The sequence below is a fragment of the Agromyces sp. NPDC055520 genome, from assembly GCF_053619715.1.
This window is the reverse complement of the sequence record NZ_JBSHJY010000021.1, coordinates 15,513-39,376: the sequence shown is the minus strand read 5'-3', so window position 1 is coordinate 39,376 and position 23,864 is coordinate 15,513. Positions and strand designations below refer to the sequence as shown.

26 protein-coding genes are annotated in these 23,864 nt (G+C 71.5%); 13 read left to right on the top strand and 13 right to left on the bottom strand.

The window, feature by feature from the left end; all coding sequences use genetic code 11:
* Nucleotides 1–83 precede the first annotated feature (83 nt).
* Genes ACWGST_RS10445 through ACWGST_RS10435 form a run of 3 tightly spaced genes read left to right on the top strand, consistent with a single transcriptional unit; the run spans nt 84 to nt 3,156 of the window.
* Nucleotides 84–1,109: a putative F420-0 ABC transporter substrate-binding protein gene (locus ACWGST_RS10445; RefSeq protein ID WP_452046596.1), complete on the top strand. Its 1,026-nt coding sequence runs from the start codon at nt 84–86 to the stop codon at nt 1,107–1,109.
* Nucleotides 1,109–2,338: a putative F420-0 ABC transporter permease subunit gene (locus ACWGST_RS10440; protein ID WP_452046595.1), complete on the top strand. Its 1,230-nt coding sequence runs from the start codon at nt 1,109–1,111 to the stop codon at nt 2,336–2,338. Before ACWGST_RS10445 ends, ACWGST_RS10440 begins: the two co-directional genes overlap by 1 nt.
* Nucleotides 2,335–3,156, top strand: a complete 822-nt coding sequence (locus ACWGST_RS10435) for an ATP-binding cassette domain-containing protein (protein ID WP_452046594.1) — start codon at nt 2,335–2,337, stop codon at nt 3,154–3,156. The genes ACWGST_RS10440 and ACWGST_RS10435 overlap by 4 nt, the downstream gene beginning before the upstream one ends.
* Nucleotides 3,157–3,165: 9 nt before the next feature.
* Here the strand turns inward: ACWGST_RS10435 and ACWGST_RS10430 are convergent, their stop codons facing one another.
* Nucleotides 3,166–3,321: a hypothetical protein gene (locus ACWGST_RS10430; protein WP_452046593.1), complete on the bottom strand. Its 156-nt coding sequence runs from the start codon at nt 3,319–3,321 to the stop codon at nt 3,166–3,168.
* Nucleotides 3,322–3,447: 126 nt separating this feature from the next.
* Between ACWGST_RS10430 and ACWGST_RS10425 the strand changes: the two genes are divergently transcribed.
* Nucleotides 3,448–3,945: a hypothetical protein gene (locus ACWGST_RS10425; protein WP_452046592.1), complete on the top strand. Its 498-nt coding sequence runs from the start codon at nt 3,448–3,450 to the stop codon at nt 3,943–3,945.
* A gap of 12 nt (nt 3,946–3,957) precedes the next feature.
* Here the strand turns inward: ACWGST_RS10425 and ACWGST_RS10420 are convergent, their stop codons facing one another.
* From ACWGST_RS10420 to ACWGST_RS10410, 3 genes are read right to left on the bottom strand one after another with little or no spacing between them, the layout of a single operon-like run.
* The gene (locus tag ACWGST_RS10420; protein ID WP_452046591.1) at nt 3,958–4,857 is read right to left on the bottom strand and encodes an ABC transporter permease; all 900 of its coding nucleotides are present in this window, start codon (nt 4,855–4,857) and stop codon (nt 3,958–3,960) included.
* The gene (locus ACWGST_RS10415) at nt 4,844–5,797 is read right to left on the bottom strand and encodes an ABC transporter ATP-binding protein (protein WP_452046590.1); all 954 of its coding nucleotides are present in this window, start codon (nt 5,795–5,797) and stop codon (nt 4,844–4,846) included. Before ACWGST_RS10415 ends, ACWGST_RS10420 begins: the two co-directional genes overlap by 14 nt.
* A gap of 10 nt (nt 5,798–5,807) precedes the next feature.
* Complete coding sequence (locus tag ACWGST_RS10410; protein WP_452046589.1) at nt 5,808–7,037, bottom strand: LolA family protein; 1,230 nt, start codon at nt 7,035–7,037, stop codon at nt 5,808–5,810.
* A gap of 157 nt (nt 7,038–7,194) precedes the next feature.
* Between ACWGST_RS10410 and ggt the strand changes: the two genes are divergently transcribed.
* Nucleotides 7,195–9,003, top strand: coding sequence for a gamma-glutamyltransferase (ggt, locus tag ACWGST_RS10405; RefSeq protein ID WP_452046588.1), 1,809 nt, complete (start codon nt 7,195–7,197; stop codon nt 9,001–9,003).
* 55 nt (nt 9,004–9,058) lie between these two features.
* Here ggt and ACWGST_RS10400 read toward each other — a convergent pair whose 3' ends face one another.
* The 5 genes from ACWGST_RS10400 to cofE form a co-directional block, all read right to left on the bottom strand.
* Nucleotides 9,059–9,595, bottom strand: a complete 537-nt coding sequence (locus tag ACWGST_RS10400) for an N-acetyltransferase family protein (protein WP_452046587.1) — start codon at nt 9,593–9,595, stop codon at nt 9,059–9,061.
* 13 nt (nt 9,596–9,608) lie between these two features.
* Nucleotides 9,609–10,646, bottom strand: coding sequence for a glucose-6-phosphate dehydrogenase (coenzyme-F420) (gene fgd, locus ACWGST_RS10395; RefSeq protein ID WP_452046586.1), 1,038 nt, complete (start codon nt 10,644–10,646; stop codon nt 9,609–9,611).
* The gene (gene cofC / locus ACWGST_RS10390; RefSeq protein ID WP_452046585.1) at nt 10,643–11,356 is read right to left on the bottom strand and encodes a 2-phospho-L-lactate guanylyltransferase; all 714 of its coding nucleotides are present in this window, start codon (nt 11,354–11,356) and stop codon (nt 10,643–10,645) included. The genes fgd and cofC overlap by 4 nt, the downstream gene beginning before the upstream one ends.
* Nucleotides 11,353–12,351 carry a TIGR03557 family F420-dependent LLM class oxidoreductase gene (locus tag ACWGST_RS10385; RefSeq protein ID WP_452046584.1) on the bottom strand — a complete coding sequence of 333 codons (999 nt, stop codon included), beginning with the start codon at nt 12,349–12,351 and terminating at the stop codon, nt 11,353–11,355. Before ACWGST_RS10385 ends, cofC begins: the two co-directional genes overlap by 4 nt.
* Nucleotides 12,352–12,468: 117 nt before the next feature.
* Nucleotides 12,469–13,284, bottom strand: coding sequence for a coenzyme F420-0:L-glutamate ligase (gene cofE / locus ACWGST_RS10380; protein ID WP_452046583.1), 816 nt, complete (start codon nt 13,282–13,284; stop codon nt 12,469–12,471).
* A gap of 102 nt (nt 13,285–13,386) precedes the next feature.
* Between cofE and ACWGST_RS10375 the strand changes: the two genes are divergently transcribed.
* From ACWGST_RS10375 to ACWGST_RS10355, 5 genes are all read left to right on the top strand, one after another.
* Nucleotides 13,387–13,872, top strand: coding sequence for a DUF6328 family protein (locus ACWGST_RS10375; protein WP_452046582.1), 486 nt, complete (start codon nt 13,387–13,389; stop codon nt 13,870–13,872).
* Nucleotides 13,873–13,938: 66 nt separating this feature from the next.
* Nucleotides 13,939–14,775: an exodeoxyribonuclease III gene (locus ACWGST_RS10370; protein ID WP_452046581.1), complete on the top strand. Its 837-nt coding sequence runs from the start codon at nt 13,939–13,941 to the stop codon at nt 14,773–14,775.
* 13 nt (nt 14,776–14,788) lie between these two features.
* Nucleotides 14,789–15,487, top strand: a complete 699-nt coding sequence (locus ACWGST_RS10365; RefSeq protein WP_452046580.1) for a cation transporter — start codon at nt 14,789–14,791, stop codon at nt 15,485–15,487.
* Between the two features lie 61 nt (nt 15,488–15,548).
* Nucleotides 15,549–16,799: a serine/threonine-protein kinase gene (locus ACWGST_RS10360; protein WP_452046579.1), complete on the top strand. Its 1,251-nt coding sequence runs from the start codon at nt 15,549–15,551 to the stop codon at nt 16,797–16,799.
* Nucleotides 16,796–17,227, top strand: a complete 432-nt coding sequence (locus ACWGST_RS10355; RefSeq protein WP_452046578.1) for a hypothetical protein — start codon at nt 16,796–16,798, stop codon at nt 17,225–17,227. The genes ACWGST_RS10360 and ACWGST_RS10355 overlap by 4 nt, the downstream gene beginning before the upstream one ends.
* A gap of 41 nt (nt 17,228–17,268) precedes the next feature.
* Here ACWGST_RS10355 and ACWGST_RS10350 read toward each other — a convergent pair whose 3' ends face one another.
* Complete coding sequence (locus ACWGST_RS10350; RefSeq protein WP_452046577.1) at nt 17,269–18,108, bottom strand: SDR family oxidoreductase; 840 nt, start codon at nt 18,106–18,108, stop codon at nt 17,269–17,271.
* 74 nt (nt 18,109–18,182) lie between these two features.
* Here ACWGST_RS10350 and ACWGST_RS10345 point away from each other — a divergent pair, with 74 nt between their 5' ends.
* On the top strand, nt 18,183–18,647 hold the full coding sequence (locus ACWGST_RS10345) for a GNAT family N-acetyltransferase (protein WP_452046576.1): 465 nt from the start codon (nt 18,183–18,185) through the stop codon (nt 18,645–18,647).
* Nucleotides 18,648–18,699: 52 nt separating this feature from the next.
* Here the strand turns inward: ACWGST_RS10345 and ACWGST_RS10340 are convergent, their stop codons facing one another.
* Nucleotides 18,700–19,032: a hypothetical protein gene (locus ACWGST_RS10340; RefSeq protein WP_452046575.1), complete on the bottom strand. Its 333-nt coding sequence runs from the start codon at nt 19,030–19,032 to the stop codon at nt 18,700–18,702.
* A 359-nt stretch (nt 19,033–19,391) separates the two neighbouring features.
* Between ACWGST_RS10340 and ACWGST_RS10335 the strand changes: the two genes are divergently transcribed.
* Both ACWGST_RS10335 and ACWGST_RS10330 read left to right on the top strand, forming a co-directional pair.
* On the top strand, nt 19,392–20,867 hold the full coding sequence (locus ACWGST_RS10335) for a DUF6421 family protein (protein WP_452046574.1): 1,476 nt from the start codon (nt 19,392–19,394) through the stop codon (nt 20,865–20,867).
* An 85-nt stretch (nt 20,868–20,952) separates the two neighbouring features.
* Nucleotides 20,953–21,624 (top strand): SDR family NAD(P)-dependent oxidoreductase, encoded by a 672-nt coding sequence (locus tag ACWGST_RS10330; protein ID WP_452046573.1) that lies wholly within the window; start codon nt 20,953–20,955, stop codon nt 21,622–21,624.
* 53 nt (nt 21,625–21,677) lie between these two features.
* Here the strand turns inward: ACWGST_RS10330 and ACWGST_RS10325 are convergent, their stop codons facing one another.
* Entirely contained in the window at nt 21,678–22,364 is a 687-nt protein-coding gene (locus ACWGST_RS10325) for a hypothetical protein (RefSeq protein WP_452046572.1), read from the bottom strand.
* 127 nt (nt 22,365–22,491) lie between these two features.
* Nucleotides 22,492–23,805, bottom strand: coding sequence for an MFS transporter (locus tag ACWGST_RS10320; protein WP_452046612.1), 1,314 nt, complete (start codon nt 23,803–23,805; stop codon nt 22,492–22,494).
* Between the last annotated feature and the right edge of the window lie 59 nt (nt 23,806–23,864).

The following is a 23,864-nucleotide window of genomic DNA, read 5'->3' as shown; positions in this document are numbered from 1 at the left end:
TTTCACCGGTCGCGATGGCCCGGGATTGGGCCGTGTGTCACCGACCTCGTCGGATTCGTTTCGCACGCACTCCCGGAGGCCTCATGCCCGTTCGTCGTTCTCGCCGCCCGTTCCACGCCCGTCTCGCGTCGGGCCTCGCCGCCCCCGCCGTCGCGACCCTGCTGCTCGCGGGCTGCGCGAGCACCGTGGCCGCGAGCCCTGGCGGCGACCCCGCGGCATCCGACACCGCGAACGCGGCGTACCCGCTCACGATCGACAACTGCGGCACCGAGGTCACCTTCGACTCGGCGCCCGAGCGCGTCGTGGCGATCAAGTCGTCGACCCTCGAACTGCTGCTCGCGCTCGGCCTCGAAGACCGCGTCATCGGGTCGGCGTTCAGCGACGGGCCCGTGCCCGAGGCGTACGCAGACGCCGCGTCGGGCATCGACGTGCTTTCAGACAAGGTGCCGTCGCAAGAGGCGACGCTCGCGGCGGAGCCCGACCTCGTCTTCGCCGGCTGGGAGTCGAACCTCTCGGCCGAGGGCGCGGGCGACCGCGAGACGCTCGCGAAGCTCGGCGTCGCGAGCTACGTGGCACCGGCGGCGTGCAAGGGCGAGGGCTACATGCCGAATCCGCTCACCTTCGACGAGGTCTTCCGCGAGTTCGCAGAGGCCGGCGACATCTTCGGCGTTCCGGATGCCGCGGCCGACCTCGTCGCGTCGCAGCAGGCCGAGCTCGGGGCGATCGAGCCGAACACCGAGGGGCTCACGGCACTCTGGTACAGCTCGGGCGACGAGACGCCGTTCGTCGGCGCGGGCATCGGCGCGCCGCAGATGATCATGCAGGCCGCGGGCCTCGAGAACATCGCGGGCGATGTCGAGGACACGTGGACCTCGATGGGCTGGGAGGCGATCGTCGCCGCGAACCCCGACGTCATCGTGCTCGTCGACGCCGCCTGGAACACCGCCGAGCAGAAGATCGCGCACCTCGAGTCGAACGCGGCGACCGCGGCGCTGCCCGCCGTGCAGGCGAAGCGGTATCTCGTGGTCGACTTCCCGGCGACCGAGGCGGGCGTGCGCAACGTCGGCGCGGTCGCGTCGCTCGTCGAGCAACTCGGGTCGCTCGGCTGATGACACGCACCCCCGGTGGTCGAGTAGCGAGCGCCAGCGAGCTCACGCACGGTGGTCGAGTAGCGAGCGCCAGCGAGCTCACGCACGGTGGTCGAGTAGCGAGCGCCAGCGAGCGTATCGAGACCCCCGCACCGAACAGCGGGTCACCCGGTCTCGATACGGGCGCTGAGCGCCCTACTCGACCTACGGGTCGGCGCAGCCGCGTCTGGCCGTGGGCGCTCGCGCTCGGCGCAGCCCTCGCGGCATCCGTCGTCGCGGCCGTCACTATCGGCCCGGCCGGGCTCGCCCCCGCCGACGTCGTCGCGAGTGTCGCCGCCCACCTCGGCATCGGCGAGCCGACGCTGAGCCCCCTCCGCGACGGCATCGTCTGGGAGCTGCGGATGCCCCGCGTGCTCACCGCCGCCGCGGTCGGCGCCGGCCTCGCGCTCTGCGGCGCGGTCATGCAGGCGCTCACGCGCAACCCCCTCGCCGACCCCTACCTGCTCGGCCTCTCGTCGGGCGCATCCGTCGGCGCGGTGATCGTGATCGTGCTCGGCGTCGGGCTGCTGCTGCCCCTCGCAGCCTTCGCCGGCGCCCTCGCCGCCCTCATCGCGACGCTCGCCCTCGCGAGTACTGCCGGGCGAGGCGGCGCCGGCCCCGGAGGCGCCGCCGGCGGCCTCTCCCCCACCCGCACCGTGCTCGCCGGCCTCGCCGTCTCGGCGATGTTCGGTGCCATCACGAGCCTCGTCATCTTCTGGAGCGCCACGGGCGACAGCTACCGCGAGATCCTCAACTGGCTGCTCGGCTCGCTCGCCGGCACCGACTGGGTCTCGGTCGCGATCGCGGGCGGGGCGCTCGTGTCCATCGGCACACCGCTCGTCGCGAGCGCCCGCACGCTCGACGCCTTCGCGTTCGGTGACGCCGCGGCATCCGCTCTGGGTGTGAATGTCGGCCGCAGCCGGGTGCTGCTGCTCGGCGGCACCGCCCTGCTCACCGGCGCCCTCGTCGCCGTGAGCGGGTCGATCGGATTCGTCGGCCTGATTCTGCCGCACGGCGTGCGCCTGCTCGTCGGTTCGCGCCACCGCGCGCTGCTGCCGCTGTCGGCGCTCGCCGGCGCGCTGTTCCTGATCTGGGCAGACACCGCGGCGCGCACGCTCTTCGACCCCCGCGAACTGCCGGTCGGCATCATCACGGCGCTCGTCGGCGGACCGGTCTTCGCCCTGCTGCTCATGCGACGGAGGGTCTCGTGACCGACGGCCTCGATCTCTCACGCGTGCGTTTCTCGCGCACCGGTCGCCTCATCGTCGACGACATCGACGTCACCGTTCCCGCCGGCTCCCTCGGCGCGCTGCTCGGCCCCAACGGCGCCGGCAAGTCGACGCTGCTGCATCTCATCGCCGGCATCGAACGAGCGGATGCCGGTGCGCTCGCGTTCGCCGGCAGCGACCTCGCCGCCCTGCGCCGACGCGATCGGGCGCGCCGCATCGCCCTCGCCGAGCAGCAGACGCACGACTCCCCCGAACTGCGGGTGCACGAGGTCGTCGCGCTCGGCCGCACCCCGCACCTCGGGCCCTGGTCGGGCCTCGGCGAGCGCGACCACGCCGTCGTCGCCGAGTCGCTCGCGGCACTCGGGCTGGAGCCCCTCGCGACGCGCGAGTACTCGACACTCTCGGGCGGCGAGCGGCAGCGGGTCAACCTCGCTCGTGCGCTCGCACAGGAGCCCGAGCTGCTGCTGCTCGACGAGCCGACCAATCACCTCGACGTGCGGGCGCAGCTCACGAGCCTCGAGCTGCTGCGCGCCCTCGCCGGGTCGGGGCGCACGGTGCTCGCGGCGCTGCACGACCTCGGGCTCGCGGCGTCGTACGCCGATCACGTGATCGTGCTCGACGGGGGCCGGGTCGTCGCCGCAGGTGTGCCGGCCGAGGTGCTCGAGCCCGGGCTCATCCGCGAGGTCTGGGGCGTCGAGGCCGAGGTGCTCGCGCACCCGTCGACCGGGCGGCCGCTCATCGCCTACTCGGGGGTCTCAGCTCCACGTGCCCAAGAGGTCGCGCTCGACGCACCCCGGTGACGGCTCGACTCAGGAATTCGGCGACTGCCCCTCGACTGCCTCGACCTGCACGCGACTGTTGCGCGCGATCTGTTCGGTGGCGTCTGCGATCCGGCGCAGTGCGCCGATGATGCTGCTGCCGCCGAGGATGACGAGCACGCCGAATCCGAGAACCAGGATGATCATGCCGCGAGCATAGTGGCCGACGGTCGCATGATGCCCATGCAGGGATATCCGGGAGGGGGCACGACTGCTGCGGCCGCCATGCCACGAACTCCCCGCACATACTGCTCCAACGCGTAACCTGAGGGCATGACGCGAGCGGCGTATGAGGCGCAGCCCAGAGACGAACTCCTCGAGGGCATCGTCGACGAGTTCCTGCACAATGCGCCGCGCGGCCGACGGCTCATCGCGGTCGGCGCGGCGGCGACGGCCGATGCTGAGCGCTTCGCCGATGACCTCGCGAGGTCGCTCGTCGCGCACGGCCAGACCGCCGTGCGCGCTTCCATCGGAGATGACGACGAGGCGACGCTCCGCGCCAGGGTCGTCGAGCCGTTCCGGTCGGGCACCATGCCCGAGGCATCCGGTGCCGCATTCGACGACGCCGTGCTCGTCGTCGACGGTCGGCACCTGCTCGACGACGGCGCTCGCGGCATTTGGCACTTCTCGCTGTGGCTGCTCGCGGGCGACGAGCTGCCGCACTCCGGGGCATCCGTCGTCGTGGATATCACCGACCCGGCAGCGCCGAAGCGCTTCTACTACGACTACTGCGCGCTGCCGCCGAGCGTCAACCGGCCCGGGTTGCGCTGACCGCGCGAGCCGTCACGACAGCACGTCCTTCGTGAGGAAGCGGCTGACGGCCAGCGCGCCGAACACCACGAGGTAGCCGGCCTGCAGCAGGACATTGTCGGCGAACGAGCTCCACACGGCGGGGTCGCGCAGCAGGTCGCCGAAGCCGAGCCAGTAGTGCGTGAAGAGCCACGGATGCAGCGCCTCGAGTTGCGGCAGTGCATCCATGATCTGCGACACGACCGCGAGGATCGCCGTCGCCGCCATCGCGCCGACCGGCACCGTCGTGAGCGTGGAGAGGAACAGCCCGATCGCCGACATGCCGAGGAGCGACACCGTCACGTATGCGGCGATCGCGAGGAAGCGCAGGAGCGCCGCGCCGACGCTGACCGACGTGCCCGAGAGCAGCGTCACCGGTCCGATCGGGAACAGCGCCCAGCCGACGAGTGTGCCGACCACGACGACGGTGAGCGCCGCGGCCGCGCAGAAGGCTGCGGCGGCGAGGTACTTGACGACGAGCAGGCGGATGCGCCCGGCCGGCGCGATGAGCAGGTAGCGCAGCGTGCCGTGGCTCGCCTCGCCGGCGATGGTGTCGCCCGCGACGACGCCGATCGTGAGCGGAAGGAAGAGCGGGGTCGCGACGAGGATCGCCGTGACGCCGACGAACAGCCCGTTGTTGGTGATCTGGTCGAGGAACGCCGGCCCGCGCCCGCTCGGCGCGTCGCCGGCGATGCGGAGCGCGACGCCGATCAGGATCGGGATGAGCGCGAGGGCCGCGAGCAGCGCCCAGGTGCGGCGCCGACGGAAGAGGGTGAGCAGCTCCGAGCCGAGCAGGGAGAGGGTGCCGCCGGCCGCTGCAGCGGGTCTCGATACGGCTGCTTCGCGGCCTGCTCGACCCACGGAGGCGGGCGCTTCGCCCTCATTCGACGACATCGAATCCCTCGCCCGTGAGTTCGACGAACCGCTGCTCGAGGCTCGCGTGCACGACCTCGAAGCCGCGCACCCGCACCCCGTCGGCGACGAGCGCCGCGACGACCGCCTCGGGCGCGGGATCCGATACAGCGAAGCGAGCAGCGACGGCGGAACCGTCGAGCTCGCCGTCGAGCTCGCCGTCGACGCGCAGGCCGAGCTGCTGCAGCACCCGTCGAGCGGCCGCCCCATCGGGCGTGCGCACGAGCACGCGCGCGTCGCTCTCACCGCGGAACTCGTCGAGGGTGCCCTGCGCCACGAGTCGCCCGGCACGCATGACACCGACGTGGGTGCAGACCTGCTCGACCTCGGCGAGCAGGTGGCTCGAGACGAACACGGTCGTGCCGTCGCCGGCGAGCGAACGGATGAGCGCGCGCACCTCGCGCGTGCCCTGCGGGTCGAGGCCGTTCGTCGGCTCGTCGAGCACGAGCAGCTCGCGCGGCATGAGCAGCGCGTTCGCGAGGCCGAGGCGCTGCTTCATGCCGAGCGAGTAGGCGTGCACCTTCTTGCGGGCGGCGTGCGAGAGCCCGACGCGGTCGAGCGCGTCGGCGACCCGGGCTGCGCGACTGCCCCGCGGCGCGCGGCGGTCGGCGGCATCGAAGCGTCGCAGGTTCGCCTCGCCCGAGAGATACGGCGAGAACGCCGGTCCCTCCACGAGCGCCCCCACGCGCGGCAGCACCGCATCGACGTGCCGCGGCATGTCGGTGCCCAGCACGCGCGCGTCGCCCGCGGTCGCCGCGACGAGGCCGAGGAGCATCCGGATCGTCGTGGTCTTGCCCGAGCCGTTCGGCCCGAGGAAGCCGAACACGGCGCCCCGCGGCACCGCGAGGTCGAGGCCGTCGACGGCGAGTTGCGAACGGAAGCGCTTGCTGAGGCCGTGCGTCTCGATCGCGAGGTCGGGCACGCGCGGCGCCTCAGCGGCCGTTCGCGACGTCGAGCAGGCGGTCGGCCGTCACGGCGCCCGCGAGCACGCGCCCGTCATCGGTCAGCAGCACGGTCACGAGCGAGGTCTGCAGAAGGCGGCCGCCGTCGACGGGCTGCGTGAGCGTGCCGAGCATCGCGGATGTCTCGCCGCCCGCGCCGACCGCTGCGCCCGCGCCGCCCGCGCCGACCGGAAGTTCGACCACGGTCGACCAGCCGTCGCCGTGCACGATGGGCTGCGGCATCCGCTCGCTCGCCTCGCCCGTACCCGCGGCGCGCTCGGCCTGCAGCTGCTCGAGTTCGGCGAGCGTCGGGATCGGCACCTCGTGTTCGGTCACCGCAGTGCCCTCGGGCGGGGTGAACGCGAACACCGAGGCATCCGGAGCCTCGAACGAGACCTCGGTGAATGCGACGCTGAACGCCGGCTCGGCGGCGCCGCGCGCGGTGACGGATGCCGCGAGCGCGACGCCCGTCTCGCCATCGATCGCGACCGTGATCTCACCGACGAGCGTCTCGGCATCGCGCGGCTGCAGCACGAGTTCGTAGACCTCGCGACCGGCGACGCGCGCATCGGTGCCGACGGAGACCTCCGTGGTCTCGTCGAGCGTCGCGAGCGCCCGGTCGAGCACCTCGTCGGGAGTCGGGAGCGGGGTGCCGAGCTCGGCCTCGAGTCGAGCGCGCGCCTCGTCGGCGTGAGTCTCGGCCTCGGCCTTCACCTCGTTCTTCAGGGCATCGAGCGCTGCGCGATCGACCGTGACGTGGGTCGCAGCCCGCTCGGCGGAGTCGTAGACCCAGGCGCCGTCGGGCGAGAGGTAGACGTTGCGTTCGGCGAGCGGATCGAGCACCTGCAGCCGCGCGTTCGACCCGTCGAGGTAGAGGCGGGCGGTGTGCGTTCCCGTCGCGAGCGAGATGAGATCTGCGAGATCGGTGGCGGATGCCGCGTCGCCGGTGATTTCGTCTCCCGGGCCGCCCATCGCACCCGTCAGCCCGGAGAGGTCGGGGAGCCCGAGCTCGGAGCTCTGCTCGATCGTTCCCGACAGGGCGTCGACATCGCTGGATGCTGCGAGCTCGAGCAGCTGCTCGGGCGTGAGGTCGGGCAGGTCGACCGCGGCATTCGCCTGCATCGGCACGAGCACGACACCGATGCCGATCGCGATCGGCGCGGCGATGGCGGGGATCCAGCGGCTGAACCTGCGGGATGGCCCCGTGGCCGGGGTGCGCATGTATTCAGGCTACGCCGCGGCGCGGCATCCGTCATCGATCGGCGGTGAACGCACAGGATCATGGGGCTTCGGGCACCCGACCACCATTGCGAGCCGGCCGCCCCGGGGGCTACGGTGTGGGGCAACGTCATCGATGTGCCCAATTCTGGGGGTTGTCATGGTCAACGTCACTCACCGCACCGCGTTCCGCGCCCTGAGCCTCGCCGTCGGCGCCGCGCTGGCCGTCACCGGCGTCGCGCTCGCGGCACCAGCGTCGGCCGCCGGGCGCCCGGCCCCGCCGGCACCGTCGACCTCGACGGGCTACGGCGGCGCCGTGTCATCCGTCGATGCCGAAGCGAGCGCCGCCGGCCTCGAAGTGCTGCGCAAGGGCGGCAACGCCGTCGACGCTGCGGTCGCGACGGCCGCGGCGCTCGGGGTGACCGAGCCCTACAGCGCCGGCATCGGCGGCGGCGGCTACCTCGTGTACTTCGACGCGGCGACCGGCGAGGTCACCACGATCGACGGGCGCGAGACCGCGCCCGCGGCCATGCCGACCGATGCGTTCATCGACCCGGCCACGGGCCAGCCGTATCCCTTCGGCGCGGCCGTGTCGTCGGGCCTGTCGGTCGGCGTGCCCGGCACGCTCGCGACCTGGGAGGCGGCGCTCGACCGGTTCGGCACCGAGTCGCTGCACGAGATGCTGAAGCCGTCGATCCTGCTCGCGACGCGCGGGTTCCGGGTCGACGAGACGTTCGCCCAGCAGACGGCTGCCAACCAGGCGCGGTTCGCGGCGTTCCCAGCCACGGCCGAGCTGTTCCTGCCGAACGGCGCCCCGCCCGTCGTCGGGTCGACGTTCACGAACCCCGATCTGGCCAAGACGCTCCGCGAGATCGCGGTGCATGGCACCGACGTCTTCTACGAAGGCGCGCTCGCCGATGAGATCGCCGCCATCGTGCAAGACCCGCAGACCGATGCGGCCGCCACGCTGCCCGCGTTCCCCGGCCACCTGACGGCCGACGACCTCGCCGACTACACCGTGCTCGAGCAGGCCCCGACCCACATGCAGTACCGCGGGCTCGACATCTACGGCATGGCGCCGTCGTCGTCGGGCGGCACGACGGTCGGCGAATCGCTCAACATCCTCGAGAACTACGACCTCGCCGCCGAGTCGGCGCCGCAGGCCCTGCACCTCTACCTCGAGGCCACGGCGCACGCCTTCGCCGACCGCAACGCCTACGTCGGCGACCCGGCCTTCGTGGACGTGCCGACCGAGACCCTGCTGAGTCAGGACTTCGCCGACGCACGGGCCTGCGTGATCGATCCGGATGCCGCATCGGTCAAGCCCGTCGCACCTGCACCGCTCGACGCAGCGGGCTGTGAGACGACAGCCCTCGCCGATCCCGTCGACACCGAGAACATCTCGACGACGCATCTCTCCGTCGTCGACCGGTGGGGCAACGCGGTCGCATACACCCTCACGATCGAGCAGACGGGCGGCTCGGGCATGACCGTGCCCGGGCGCGGATTCCTGCTGAACAACGAGCTCACCGACTTCAACTTCGTGCCGAACCCCGCCGACCCGAACACGGTCGAACCCGGCAAGCGCCCGCGCTCGTCGATGTCGCCGACCATCGTGCTCGACGGCGGCGACGTGCGCTACGTGGTCGGCTCGCCCGGCGGCTCGACGATCATCACGACCGTGGCGCAGGTGCTCGTGAACCGCATCGACCTCGGCATGAGCCTGCCCGAGGCGGTCGCGGCGCCGCGTGCGTCGCAACGCAACACGGTGAACGTCTCGGCCGAGCAGGCGTTCCTCGACGCCTACGCCGCCGAGCTCACTCCGTACGGCCACCGATTCGGCTCACCGGCCGAGATCGGCGCGGTGGCCGCGATCGAGGTCGGCGCCGACGGCCTCATGACGGCGGTCGCCGAACCCGTGCGGCGCGGCGGCGGCACGGGGCTGGTGGTCGAGCCGCTGGTCGAGTAGCGACGAAGGAGCGCATCGAGACCCGTTGCGGGATCTCGATACGGCCCTGGCGGGCCTACTCGATCAGCGGGGGCCCGCCCAGTGCGCTGACGAGCTCCGAGGGCGGCGCGTACTTGAAGCCGACGTGGGAGGCCGTGAAACCGAGGCGATCGTAGAACCGGTGCGCATCGTCGCGGGCGGCGTCGGAGGTCAACTGCACGAGCGCAGCGCCCATGCCGGGCGCGACCTCCATCGCCCAACGGATCATCCGGCCACCGATGCCGGCCGAGCGCCGGTCGCTGCGCACACGAACGGCCTCGATCTGCAGTCGCATCGCGCCGCGTCGCGCCAGACCCGGGATGAGCGTGAGCTGCATCGTGCCGACGACGCCGTTGGCGGCGGATTCGGCGACGAGCAGCAGCTGTGCCGGGTCGCGATCGATCGCCGCGAACGCCTGCTCGTAGGCCGACCGGTCTTCGGGCCGGTTGCGGTCGCCCCGCCCGGCGCTGACCGGATCGTCTGCGAGCAGGTCGAGGATCGCGTCGAGATCGCCGCGCGTCGCGCGACGCAACTGCAACTCGGGCCCGAGGTCGACCGGGAGTTCGGGATGCACGTCGGCCACCGGTTCAGAGCGCGCGCAGCCGCGGCGCGAGGTCGCGCGCGAAGAGTTCTTGGAACCGGGCCTGGTCGTGACCGGGCGCGTGGAAGACAAGGTGGTTGAACCCCGCGTCGACGTAGCGCTTGACCCCGGCCACGACCTCGTCGGGGTCGCTGCCGACGATCCAGCGCTTGGCGATCTGCTCGATCGGCAGCGCGTCGGCGGCCCGCTCCATCTCGACGGGGTCGGTGATGTCGTGCTTCTGCTCTGCAGTGAGCGAGAGCGGCGACCAGAACCGGGTGTTCTCGAGCGCTGCGGTCGGGTCGGTGTCGTACGAGAGTTTGATCTCGATCATCCGGTCGAGGTCGTCGAAATCGACAGCACCTGGTCCCTGAGCCTGTCGAAGGGCGAGCCCCTCTTTCACCGCCGGGACGAGCTGCTCGGTGTAGAGCTCCATGCCCTTGCCCGAGGTGCAGATGAACCCGTCGCCCGCGCGCCCCGCGTACTTCGCGACGGTCGGCCCGCCCGCGGCGATGTACACGGGCACCGGGGCATCCGGCCGGTCGTAGATCGACGCATCGTGCGTCGAGTAGTACTCGCCCTCGAACGTGACCTGCTCGTCGTCCGTCCAGAGCGCACGCATGAGCCGCACCGCCTCACGCAGCCGCGCGAAGCGCTCGCGGAACTCGGGCCAGTCCTGTTCGCCCGCCCCGCGGAAACCGGTCGCGATCTCGTTGAGCGCCTCGCCCGTGCCGAAGCCCGCGATGATGCGCCCAGGGTAGAGGCAGCCGAGGCTCGCGAACGCCTGCGCGAGCACCGCCGGGTTGTAGCGGAACGTCGGCGTCATGACGCTCGTACCGATGCGGATGCTCGAGGTGCGCTCGCCGACAGCGGCCATCCACGCGAGCGAGAACGGCGCGTGCCCCCCGTCGTGCCGCCAGGGCTGGAAGTGGTCGCTCGTGAACACCGACTCGAAGCCGTTGCCTTCTGCCGCGACCGCGATCTCGACGAGCTCGCGCGGGGCGAACTGCTCGGCTGAGGCCTTGTATCCGAGGGTGAGCGTCATGGGTCGATCCTCGCATGATCGGCGACGACCGCGCGGGTGTTGCGCCCGACGCCGAGCGCGAGGGCATCGGCGAGCGCCTCGATCGTGTCGACGTCGCGCCTGAGGCCCGCAGACGCCTCGAGCTCGACGAACCCCGCTGCGACGTGCCGGGCGGCCGAGTCGGCGCCGAAGTGCGGCCGCAGTTCAGTGCCCGCAGCAGCGGTCGCGAGGGTCGTGCCGGTGCCGTCGGCGTCGCGAACGAAGGCGAGCGGATGCCGCGTGGCGGCGTCGAGCGCGGCATCGAGTTCCTCGGGCTTCACGGCGGGCAGGTCGCCCAGCAGCACGCCGATGTTCGTTCCCTGAGCCTGTCGAAGGGGGCTCGGCGTACTTCCCTTCGACAGGCTCAGGGAACGAACGTGTTCGAGGCCGAACTCGATCGCCCGCGTCAACCCGCGCGGCCCGCCCGCCGGCTCGGGCAGGAACTCGGCCTCGCCCGCGAGCGACGGATCGTCGCCGACCACGACGACGCGCGCCACCGACCGTGCCGCGAGCGCGGCGGCGATCGTGTCGAGCGCGAACGCCAGCGCGAGCTCCTCCCGCTCGGCCGGCGGCACCGCAGCGGCGAGCCGGGTCTTCGCGCCGGCCGGCGCCTTCACGGGGATCACGAGGGTCCACGACGCGATCGGCCACGCGGCATCCACCGGTCTCGTCACGCTCTGGCCCCCGGTCACGCGCGGAGCCCCGGCAGCACGTCGCGACCGAAGACCTCGAGGAACGCGGCCTGATCGCGGCACGCGTTGTGCAGGTAGATGCGGTCGAAGCCGAGGTCGAGGTGGCGCTGGATTTCGGCGCGGTGCGCGTCGGGGTCGGCCGAGACGAGCATGCGGCCGGCGAAGTCCTCGGGGCGCACGGTGCGGGCGAGCTGTTCGAACTCGAACGGCGAGCGGATGTCGCCGCGCGGGATGCGCAGCCCGCCGTTCGGCCACTCGGTGAGCGCGCCGCGCATCGCCTCTTCATCGGTGGGCGCCCACGAGAGGTGCAGCTGCAGCACCTTCGGCATGCGGGCGGCATCGCGGCCGACCTCGCGCGCACCCTCGCGGAACCGGGTGAGCAGTGCCGCGAGCTTCTCGGCCGGCGCACCCGTCGTGATCATGCCGTCGACGGTGCGACCGGCGCGCTTGGCCGTCACCGGGCCCGAGGCCGCGACGAAGATCTGGGGGGCGACCGCGGGCATCGTCCAGAGCCGGGTCGACTCGAGCGTGAAGTGCTGGCCGGAGTGGCGCACATCGCGCCCGGCGAGCGAAGCGGCGAAGAGCTTCTTGATCACGTCGACCGCTTCGAACATGCGGTTGATGCGGTCGGGCGCCTCGGGCCAGTACGGCCCGACGACGTGCTCGTTCAGCGCCTCGCCCGAGCCGAGGCCGAGCCAGTGGCGCCCCGGATGCATCGACGCGAGCGTCGCGCTCGCCTGGGCGACGACGGCCGGATGCATGCGGAACCCCGGCGTCGTCACGCCCGGGCCGAAGTCGCCGCGCGTGCGTTCGCCGATCGCGCCGAGCACGCTCCACACGAACGCGGACTCGCCCTGCGCGGGGATCCACGGCTGGAAGTGGTCGCTCGCCATCACGCCCGTGAAGCCGTGCGACTCGGCGAGCGCGCTGAGCGCGACCACCTCTGCGGGTGGGAACCGCTCGAGCATCGCGGCGTAACCGATGTGTGCTGGCACGCCTCTATCTTCGCGCGGCCGGGGGTCGAGTAGCGACGAAGGAGCGTATCGAGACCGGGTGCGGGGTCTCGATACGCTTCGCTACTCGACCACCGAAATTACTCGACCCCCGGAGGTTCAGTCCGCGGCCGCGAGCGGCCCCTCGGCCTGCGACTCGTCGAAGCCGTCGCGGTAGCCCTCGTTATAGGCCTCGTCGGCGCCGACGCGGAAGAGGTCGCGCTCGGCCGGCCGCTGGATCGACCGGGCACCCGGCAGGTCGAGGTCGCCGACGAGGTGCCCGAGTCCGCGAACGACCGCGACGGGCACGCCCGAGGCCTTGCCCTTGACGAGTTCGGCGGCACCGGCGATCTCGTCGGCCACGCACGGCATCGTGACGGCGAGGGGTTTGCCCGAGGCATCCGTCGCCCCTCGCAGGTCTTCGAAGACCGCGACGCCGGCCGCACCGATCGCGATGTCGGTCTGGCCCTCGCGCCACGGCCGCCCGAGGGTGTCGGAGAGCAGCACGCCGACCCGCGCGCCCGTGAGCGCACGGATGCCGGTGGCGAGGGCGCGCGCCGAGGCATCGGGGTCGACGGGCAGCAGCAGCACCGTGCCGTCGGGCGCGTTGGAGGCGTCGACACCGGCGGCGGCGCCGATGATGCCCTGCCGGTTCTCGACGATGCGGGTCACGCCGCCTTCGAAGGCACGGGATGCCACGACGCGCACGGTCTCGTCGGTGATGGCCTGCTCGCGGTCGGCCGCCGCGATCACACGCCCCTCGGCCTTCGAGACGATCTTCGAGGTGATGACGAGGATGTCGCCGTCACCGAGCTCGCTTCCGGTCGTGCTCGCCGTCGCCTCGACGATGAGCACGGCGAGGTCGTCGCCCTTGCCGATCTCGGGCAGGCCCTCGACGCCTTCGATGCTGAACTTCACGGTCGCCCCCCGGATCATGCGTACCTCGATCTTCGCAGCATCGGGCGCCGCATCGCCAGAACGCAGCCGATGCGCTGCCGGCACGGTGCCGCCGACGCGGCGCTGCGATATCCTCCCGGCATGGCCACCGACGGCATCGACTCCCCGGTCGGCGCGCGCGACGAGACCCCCATCGAGCGCCTCGATCGCAACTGGGGCGACATCCTGCAAGAGCTGCGCGCGACGCAGACCGGCACGCAGATCATGACGGGCTTCCTGCTCGCGGCGGCGTTCCAGCCGCGGTTCCTCGAACTCGACGGCTACCAATTATGGCTCTACCTCGTGCTCGTGGCGCTCGCCTGCATCGCGACGCTGCTCGGCTTCGCACCCGTCATCCTGCACCGGCAGTTGTTCGGGCGGCAGCAGAAGCAGCGCATCGTGCAGCGCGGCAACCGCCTGCTCCTCGGTCACCTGCTCGTGTCGACCCTGCTCGCGGTCGGCGTCGCCGGGTTCATCTTCGAGCTGGCGCTGAACCGGGCGGCGGGCTTCATCGCCCTCGGGGTCGCGCTCGTCGCGGCGGCCGCGCTCTGGATCGTCGTGCCGAGGCTCGCGACGAAGCGGTCGTGAGCGCCGCCGCGCCCGTTGGTCTCACCGGGCAGGTTCGTGTCACCAGGCCCGAATAGGCTTGACCGTATGCGCATCGCCACCTGGAACGTCAACTCGATCCGCGCCCGCGTCGGGCGCACCGTCGAATGGATGGTGCGCGAAGACGTCGACGTGCTCGCGATGCAAGAGATCAAGTGCAAGCCCGAGCAGTTCCCGATCGAGGCGTTCGAAGAGGCGGGCTACGAGGTCGCGATCCACGGGCTGAACCAGTGGAACGGCGTCGCGATCGCGAGCCGCTCGCCGATCGGCGAGGTCGAGACGTCGTTCCCCGGCATGCCGGGCTTCCTCAAGGGGCTCGAGGGCCCCGACCAGCCGCAAGAGGCACGAGCCATCGGCGCGACCGTCGACGGCGTGCGGGTGTGGAGCCTCTACGTGCCGAACGGCCGCTCGCTCGACGACCCGCACTACACCTACAAGCTCGACTGGCTCGCGGCGCTCACCGAGTACACGCGCGCCGAGACATCCGCTCGACCTGAAGTGCCGTTCGCGCTCATGGGCGACTTCAACATCGCGCCGCTCGACAGCGATGTCGGCGACCCCGCCCTCGTCGTCGGGCAGACCACGCACGTCTCACCGGCCGAGCGGCAGGCGTTCTTCACGCTCGAGAACGCCGGTGTCGCCGACGTCGTGCGGCCGCTCGTTCCCGAGGGCTACACCTACTGGGACTACAAGCAGCTGAAATTCCCGCGCAACGAGGGCATGCGCATCGACTTCATCCTCGGGTCGGCCGCGTTCGCAGAAGCGGTGACGGATGCCTCGATCCACCGCAACGAGCGCAAGGGCGACGCCCCGAGCGACCACGTGCCGGTGCTCGTCGAACTCGCGATCGGCGATGACGACGACGACCGGCCGATGATCTTCTAGGGTCGTGCCCGACGTGACGGACACCGCAGCTGTCACCCCCGCCCCGCTCGCCCCCGAGCGTCGCGCCGTGCTCGTGCGCCGCATCCGGCTCGTCGTCGCGGCGACCATCACGTACAACGTGATCGAGGCGATCATCGCCCTCGCCGCGGGAACGGCGTCCTCGTCGGCCGCGCTCATCGGATTCGGGCTCGACTCCATCGTCGAGGTGCTCTCGGCCGCCGCGGTGGCCTGGCAGTTCGCCGCACCCGACCCGCACAGACGCGAGCGCAGCGCCCTTCGTCTCATCGCCGTCTCGTTCTTCGGCCTCGCGCTCTTCGTCACGATCGATGCGGCCCGTGCCCTGCTCGGCGCTTCGGAGCCCGAGCACTCCACGGTCGGCATCGTGCTCGCCGCCGTGAGTCTCGCCGTCATGCCGCTGCTGTCGTGGTTCGAGCGCCGCACCGGCCGCGAACTCGGCTCGGCCTCCGCCATCGCCGACTCGAAGCAGACGCTGATCTGCGCCTACCTCTCGGCCGCGCTGCTCGCGGGGCTGCTGCTCAACAGCCTGCTGGGCTGGGCGTGGGCCGACTCCGTCGCCGCCCTCGTCATCGCCGCGTTCGCCGTGCGCGAGGGCATCGAGGCCTGGCGCGGCGACGCGTGCACGGTCCCGGTCTCGGTGCTGACGGGCGAGCGCGAGGATGAGCACGAGGGCGGGCACGACGACTGCTGCTGAGCGGGCGGCGAGTAGCCCCAGCCCATGCTCGCTCCCAGCCGGCGGCGATACCCTCGAACACGTGACAAGCTCCCCCGACCTCCTCGTCGACGGCCCGTTCACGGGTGCGACCCTCGGCGGCCGATACCGGCTCGGCGACCTCATCGGCCGCGGCGGCATGGCGAGCGTCTACCGCGGCGAAGACCTGAGCCTCGGCCGCCCCGTCGCCATCAAGGTGTTCGCCGAAGCGGCCGCTGGCATCGACGACCTCGCCCGCCGGCGCTCTGAGACGGCCCTGCTCGCGAGCGTCGAGCACCACTCGCTCGTGCGCCTCTACGACGCCGCACATGACGACGCGATCGACCGCGAGTACCTCGTCATGGAACTCGTCGACGGTCGCGATCTGCGCCAGACCCTGCGGCTCGGCCCGATCAGCGAAGCGGATGCCGCGGGGCTCGCCGCCGACCTCGCCGAGGCGTTGCACGTGATCCACGAGCGGGGCATCGTGCACCGCGACGTCAAGCCCGCGAACGTGCTGCTCTCGCCGGCGCATCTGCCGACCCGCAGCTGGAACGCGAAGCTCGCCGACTTCGGCATCGCCCGGCTCATCGACGACGCCCGCCTCACCCGCACCGGAGCGTACGTCGGCACGCCCGGCTACCTCAGCCCCGAGCAGGTGAGCGGCCACGCGCCGGGCACGGCCGCCGACATCTACTCGCTCGGACTCGTGCTGCTCGAGGCGCGCACGAGGCAACAGGCGTTCCCCGGCCCGGCCTCCGAGTCGACGATGGCGCGACTCGTGCGCGACCCCGAGATCCCCGCCGAGCTCGGCCCCGAGTGGGTCGAGCTGCTTCGGGGAATGACCGCCCGCGAGGCATCCGCTCGGCCCTCGGCCCTCGAGGTCGCGATGGCCGCCGGTCGGCTCGACACGAAGCCGACGGGCACGGATGCCGCGGCGACCGTGCTGCACGAGGCATCCGATGCCCCTACTCTCATGCTGCCGACCGAGCGCGTCGGAACCACCGCGGGCGCGGCGGCCCCGGCGACCGCTGCGACGGTCGTGCTCGGCGCCCCCGTGGCGAGCGACGGCGACGTCGCCGCGCGTGCGGTGGCCTCGGCGTTCGACCCGGCCCCGACCCGGTCGCGGCGCTGGCTGCGCCCGGCGATCGCCGTGGGATTGCTCGTCGTGATCGCGATCGGGGCGCTGCTGCTCGTGCCGCCCGTGGTCGCGAGCCTCACCGAGCCGCCGACGGCACCCGCCGAGCCGCTGCCCAGTGTGCCCGGCGAGCTCGGCGTGCACCTCGAACAGCTCGACGAGGCGGTGACCCGATGACGCGCGCACGTCGCCGCGGCGCGCTGACCGCCCGCACCGCGCTGGGTGCCGGCCTCCTCGCCGGCTCGCTCGTGCTCGGGCTCGCGGCCTGCAGCCAGTCGCCCGAGGCGGTCGACGCGAGCCTGCACGCCTCGGTCGTGCGGGTCGCCGAGCGCGCCCAGTCGGGCGACCACCTCGGGGCGATCGCCGCACTGGCGCTGCTCGACAACGAGGTGACCGCGGGCGTCGAGTCCGGTGCGATCGGCGAGGATCAGGCGGCCGACATCCGCGCGGCGATCGCTCTCGTGCAGGCCGACCTCGAGGCCGCCGAGGTCGCGAGCACCCCGGCGCCGACGCCGACCGACGACGATGACGACGACAACGACAACCGCGGTCCGGGCAACAACAACGGCAACGACAAGAAGCGTGACAAGGGCGACGACGACTGAGCGGATGCCGGCTCCACGGCGACCCACCGTCTCGAACCTTTTCAGGGGCGGCCGGTGAAGCGGTCCATCGAGCGGTAGACGCCGAAGCCGCCGCCCACCACCACGTCGAAGACGCGCGTCGGCAGCAGCCCGCGCAGGGCGCGCGAGAGGCGCACGCTGCGAGGCAGTTCGAGCAGGGGTCGCCCCTCGAGCATCGCCCGCCACACGCGGTCGACGACGTACTCGGGGTCGAGCACGGGCGCGAGCAGCGGGCCGCGAGCACCGGCGAACATGCCGGTCGCGATGTAGCTCGGCGTGACCGTGGTCACCTTCACGTTGCCGTGATCGGCCTGCTCGAGCTCGAGACGAAGCGAGTCGCTCCAGCCGATGAGGGCCGCCTTCGACGCCGCGTAGACCGACATCCGCGGATTCGCGAGCGTGCCGGCGGCCGAAGCGATGTTCACGATGCGGGCCGCACGGTAGGCGTTCGAGATCATGCCGGGCAGGAACTCGCGCGCGATGTACATCGGCGCGAGCGCGTTGACCTGCATCGTCGCCCGGGTGTCGTCGCCGTTGTCGGTGTTCCAGAAGTAGCGGTTGCCGCGCACGATGCCGGCGTTGTTGATGAGCACGTCGGGGTTGCCGACCTCGCGCCGCACCCGCTGCGCGGTCTTCGCGATCGCCCCGAGGTCGCCGACGTCGACGACGAACGACTGGATGCGGGTGCGCCCCTTCGAGATCGCGCCCAGCTCGTCGACGGAGCGTGCGAGGGCGGCCGCGTCGCGATCCCACAGGGTGACGGATGCCGCGTGCTCGGCCACTGCCCGCTGGGCGTACATGCGTCCCATGCCGCCGGCGGCCCCGGTGACCAGGACCTTCGCGCCGCGCACCGTTCTCGTCATCCGTCCATTGTCGCCCACCACGCGGCATCCGCTCGCCCTTCCGACGTTGGTCGGCGCCATGGCAGCATTGGCGGATGACCGACGACGTGACCCTTCGCCCGAAGACCGACGCAGAGACCGCAGCGTGGCTGCCCGTCGCAATGGCGGCGTACGAAGAGGCGCGAGCGCGCGCCGGCGATACTCCCGAAGAAGCGCTCGCGGGGCGGCGCGCCTCTGAAGAGCAGTACTTCCCCGACGGCCGCCTCATCGACGGGCACGCGCTCTTCACGGTCGTGGCCGATGGCGAGGACGCCGGCTGGCTCTGGGTCGGCCCCATGGTCAACCCGGCGAACTGGTTCGTGTACGACGTCGAGATCCACGAGACGCACCGCCGCCGCGGGATCGGCGCCCAGGCGATGCGGATGGCCGAAGACGTCGCTCGCGAGCACGGCGCCGAGCACCTTCGCCTGAACGTGTTCGGCTACAACGACCCCGCGATCCGTCTCTACGAGGGCCTCGGCTACGACACGGCCGCGATCCACATGCAGAAGGTGCTCTGAGCGCACATGCATCAGGCCCCGGCGCTCGCCAGGGCCTGATGGGTCGTGCGCCTCACCGGAGGCGCTCCGAGGATGCGCCGTGCTCGAGGTCGTGCTGACGACGCAGTTCGTCGGCGGAACGGGCGTCGGCCTGCTTCGCCGAACGGACCGCTTCAGCGGCTGCGACCGACTGCACGGATGCGACGGCATCATGGGCATGCAGTTCGGCACGCATCGCGGCGGCCTCCTGTCGTGACTGCTCCAGGAACTGTTGTTGAGACTGCAGTTGGGACTGCTGCCGGCTGCCCGGCTCGCTGTCGAGGCCCTGTGCGCCGGCGCAGCCACTGAGTACGACGAGGAGTGCCACGGCTGCGCCGGCCACCGCCCCCGTCTTCGTGGTGTTCATGATCGGGTTCCTTCCCATTCGTGATTTGAATATTCCTCACGTTATGGAATGGTCCATTCGTCGACATCCGTGCATCTACCGAACGTCGTTCGGTGCTGGCCTCCGTGCCGGCACGTGCACGCACCGGCGCGCCTCAGTGGCAGCACCCGCGCCGACCTCGCGACGGCGACCACGGCGACGGATGGTGATCTTCGCCGCGACTTCGGCTTCTCATGCAAGAATCCTGCGCCGGAGCACAACCAATCGCGGAGCTTCGGCTCGTAGCCTTGAAGGGCACGGCGAATCGCGCCGCGCAGCGCGGCTCCGCGCACCGAACGCCACCACTCACAACGCACCCTCATCGAGGATCGGAGGTTCACATGTCGAGCAACACCACGATCGACGCCGTCATCGGCGAACCCGAGGTTCTCGAGGACGCCGTGACGGCCGCCGACCTCGCACTCGCCGACGGCGTCGAGACGGATGCCGCGTGGCTGACGTTGCGGGACTCGGCGACGGCACTTCAGGCGTTGCAGGTGAAAGACGGCTCGGTACCCCCTTCGACGGACTCGGGGACCGATTCGATCGACGAGGCATCCCGTCTCGTCGACGCGATCGTCGAGTCGATCGAGGCGCTCGCCCCGCGGTTCCCGCACGAGGCCGACTACCTCGCGGCCTCGATCGTCGACTTCCGTCGCTGGCAGGCCGAGGGCTTCGGCGTGCCCGACTTCCTCGACTCGCTCGTCGAGTTCCAGCCGCAGCGGCACCGCATCGACGGCATCCGCCACCTCGTGGTCTTTCCGATGGTCACGCAGAACGGCTCGCCCGACCGGCACGTCGAGGCGCTCATCGTCGAGACGATCTGGCCCGAGTTCATCGCGAAGCTCGAGGCCGGCGACTACGGCAACAAGCTCTTCGTGAGCCTGCGCCTCGTCGACTTCACTCCCGGGTACGACACGAACTCGGCGGTGCTCTTCCCCGAGACGGTGGCGATGCGCGAGATCCCGCCGTTCACCTGGGGCGCGATCTTCCAAGACCGCGAAGCGGCACGCTACCGCCGGGTCGTGCGCGCGGCATCCGACATCACGAAGCTCGAGCTGCCCGCCGACGCGGCGGCGCTGCTCGACGACCAGGAGCTCGCCGAGCGCACGTTCGTGATGTGGGACATCATCCACGACCGCACGCACATGCGCGGCGACCTGCCGTTCGACCCCTTCATGATCAAGCAGCGCATGCCGTTCTTCCTCTACTCGCTCGAAGAGCTGCGGTGCGACCTCACCGCGTTCCGCGAGTCGGTGAAGATCGAGCGGGCACTGAACGCGCGTCTCGCTGCAGGCGAGGAGCTCACCGAGGTCGAGGAGCAGATGCGCTCGACCGGCAAGCTCGTGCAGTACGCCGTGATCTTCGACCGCATCTTCCGCTTCGCGATCACGGGCTCGCGCGTGCGCAACTACGACGGGCTCGGCGGCCAGCTGCTGTTCGCGTGGCTGCACCAGAAGCACGTGCTCGACTGGACCGACGTCTCGCTGAGCTTCGACTGGGCGGCCGTGCCCGACGCGGTCGTCGAACTCGGCGATGCGATCGACGAGCTGTACTGGAAGTCGATCGACCGCCCGAAGACGGTGCACTGGCTCGCCGCCTACGACCTCGTGACGAGTGTCGTGACGCCGAACCCGGCGTCGGTGTGGGCCGAGGGGCTGCCGCGCGAGGTGCTCGCCGGTCCGCCGAAGGGCTACACCGACCTCGTGATGGACGACGAGTTCCCGCTCTCGATGTTCTACGAGGCCCTCGACAAGAAGATGAAGCCCGTCATCGAGTCGACCGTCGGCATCACGGCGCACTCGCCGGTCGAGTAGCGACGAAGGAGCGTATCGAGACCTCGTAACGTGGTCTCGATACGCTTCGCTACTCGACCGACGAAACTCGAAGGAGAGCGCACACATGACCGATCTCGCGAACCGCACGGTGCTCATCGCGGGAGCGACGAGCACCTCCGGCCGGGCGGTCGCCCGCGCCCTGCTCGATGCGGGCGCCCGCGTGGTCGCCGTCGGCAGCGACGAGGGCCGCATCGAGGCCCTCGAAGCCGAGCTGCCGGGCGTGATCGGCGAACGCGCCGACCTCACCGACGGCGACGACGTGCTCGAGCTCGCGATGCGCGTGCACGCGCGGGTCGGCGACGTCGACGGGGTCGTGCACCTCATCGGCGGATGGCGTGGCGGTGGCGGCATCGCCGGCCAGACCGAAGAGGACTACCGCGTGCTCGAGCGCTCGTTCACGGCGCTCCGCTACGTGAGCCGCGCCTTCTGGGACGACCTCGTCGCCTCCCCCGCCGGCCGCATCGCGATCGTCTCGTCGACGACCGTCGAACGGCCCACCGCGGGCGGTGCGAACTACACGGCGATCAAGGCGGCGAGCGAGTCGTGGATGCGCTCGCTCGCACAGGGGTTCGACACCGCTCGACGGGCTCAGGGTCCGGACGGGGGCGGCGCTGCGGTCACCTTCCGCGTGCAGTCGCTCGCCGGCCTCGAAGACCGGCTCGCGGCATCCGTCATCGAGCTCTGGGGCGTGGATGCCGCGGGGCTGAACGGGCGCGTCGAGACCCTGTCTGCCTGACTCGAACGTCGAGGCGCTGTCGGCCTGCGTCGACGCGCCTGCCTGAACTCGCCCTATTCGACCGGCACGTCGGGCGTCGCGGTCCCGGCATCGGGCGTCGCCGCCCCGGCGTCGGGCGTCGCGGTCGGCGGCGGAGGCGGGGGTGCCGGCGCCTTCGGCGGCACGACCGGCTTCGCCTGGTCGGCGCGCACGGCCTCGCCGAGGCATCCGTCGTTCTCGCCGCCGTCGCCCTCGAGCGCGAGTCGCCAAGCCGCCTCGGCCTCGGCGGTGAGGCCCTCGGGCATCGCGGGCGCCGTCGACCTCGGATTGCGCGGCTCGGTGGTCCACCACGTCCACTCGCGGTACTCATGGCCGGCTTCGGCCATGCACTCGCGCACGAGTTGCTGGAAGCCGAGCCAGGCCTGCTGTTCGTCGGCCGTGGGGATCGGATCGGGCACCGGCGTCGTGGGGCTCGGTGCGGGGGTCGGCCCGGGCGTCGGGGCCGGGCTCGCCTTCGGCGATGTCGGCGAGCCGGGCAACGGGGCGTCGTCGGTGTCGGCGCCGTCGGCCACGGCCTGCCGGCCGTCGCCCTGCGCCCCGCCGGCCTCGACGACGAGGTCGCCGGCGCCCGTCGCAACGGGTCGCGGCGAACGCGCGTCGTAGAGGGCGGGCGCACCCGTCGTCGCCGCGGCGACGCCGACGAAGATCGAGCCGATGAAGAGCGCCGCGACGGCGGCACTGAGAATGACGGTCTTCCGCATCGGGCACCTCCCGCCGCGATTCGGGAACGACCGCTCGGGCCGCTCGGGCGTGTCCGAACCATGCTACATGACCCCCGAATTGGGCACCCTGCCGGCCGGCTGCTGCTCTGCACCGACCAGGGCTGCGTCACCCGATCGGCGGGCCCTGCTCGGTGATCTCGTCGGGTGAGCCGGGCGACTCGGGCGAACCGGTCGACTCGCCCGTCGCGACATCCGCCGGCGAGCCCTGTCGGCGACTCAGCCACAGGAACGGCACGGCGAGCGCCTGGATGCCACCGCTCAGCATGAGCGAGCCGGGGTAGCCCCACAGGTCGGCCGAGCGGCCGAGCACGGGCTGGATGACGGCGCCGCCCGTGCTGCCGAGCAGCGAGTCGAACGAGAGCACGGTCGCGCGTTGCTGCGAGGGGATCATGTCGTTCAGGTACGCCTGCTGCACGGGGCCGGCGGCCGCGTCGACGAGTCCCCAGAGCACGAGCAGCACGAGCGCGATCCAGAAGTCACGCGTCACGCCGAGGGCGAGCAGCACGAGGCTCGAGACGACGAGGCTCAAGATGATGGTGGTCGTGCGCTTGCGGAACCACCGGCGCACCCAGGGTGCCACGAGACCGCCGATGACCTGCGAACCCGACAGGATCGCCGCCGCGAGACCCGCGATCGAGTAGGCGCCGGTGTCGCCCCAGAGCTCGACGAGATAGGGCTGCAACGCGTAGAAGACGTAGAAGCCGACGCCCGTCGTGAAGAACGACGCGAACATGACGTAACGCACGGGCGGCCGCCCGAGCCCGTACTTGACCGACGCGTTGAACACCTCCTTCGTCGCCGCGATCGGGTGCGCCCGGCCCGCCGGTGTGAACCCGAGGTCGTGCATGACGATGGCGGCGACGACGAACATGACGACGAGGATGCCTGCGCGGATCAGGAACGGCACCCCGAGGTTCGTGGCCTGCGCGACGACGCCGCCCGCGATCGATCCGATGAACATCGCCGCGCCGGAGACGGCGAGTCCGCGCCCGAAGACCCGCTCGAGCCCGCCGGTGTAGCCGGTCGCGGCGAGCGCGTCGACGAGCCATGCCTCGACGGCGCCCGAGAAGAACGTGAACCCGAGCCCGAGCAGCACCGAGACGATCGCCCACATCCAGAAGGGCGAGTGCCCGACCCACAGCAGGTAGTAGAGCGCGGTCGTCACGGCGAGGGTGACGGTGCCGAGCAGGTAGGAGACCCGCCGGCCGAGCGTGTCGGCGACGACCCCCGTCGGCACCTCGAAGATCACCATGCCCACCGAGAAGAAGGCGTTCGCGGCGAACGCCTCGAAATTCGAGAGGCCGGCGTCGAGCAGGAACAGCGTATTGACGCCCCAGATGAACGAAGCGGCGAGCGTGTTGCCGATCAGCAGCGTGAAGTACGCCGCCTGCACCCGGCGGGCGGCGTGATTGACCGCCATCGGCTCGCTCACCCGCCCATCCTCCTCCTGACGTTCCGTCGACGGAAGCGCTACGCTCG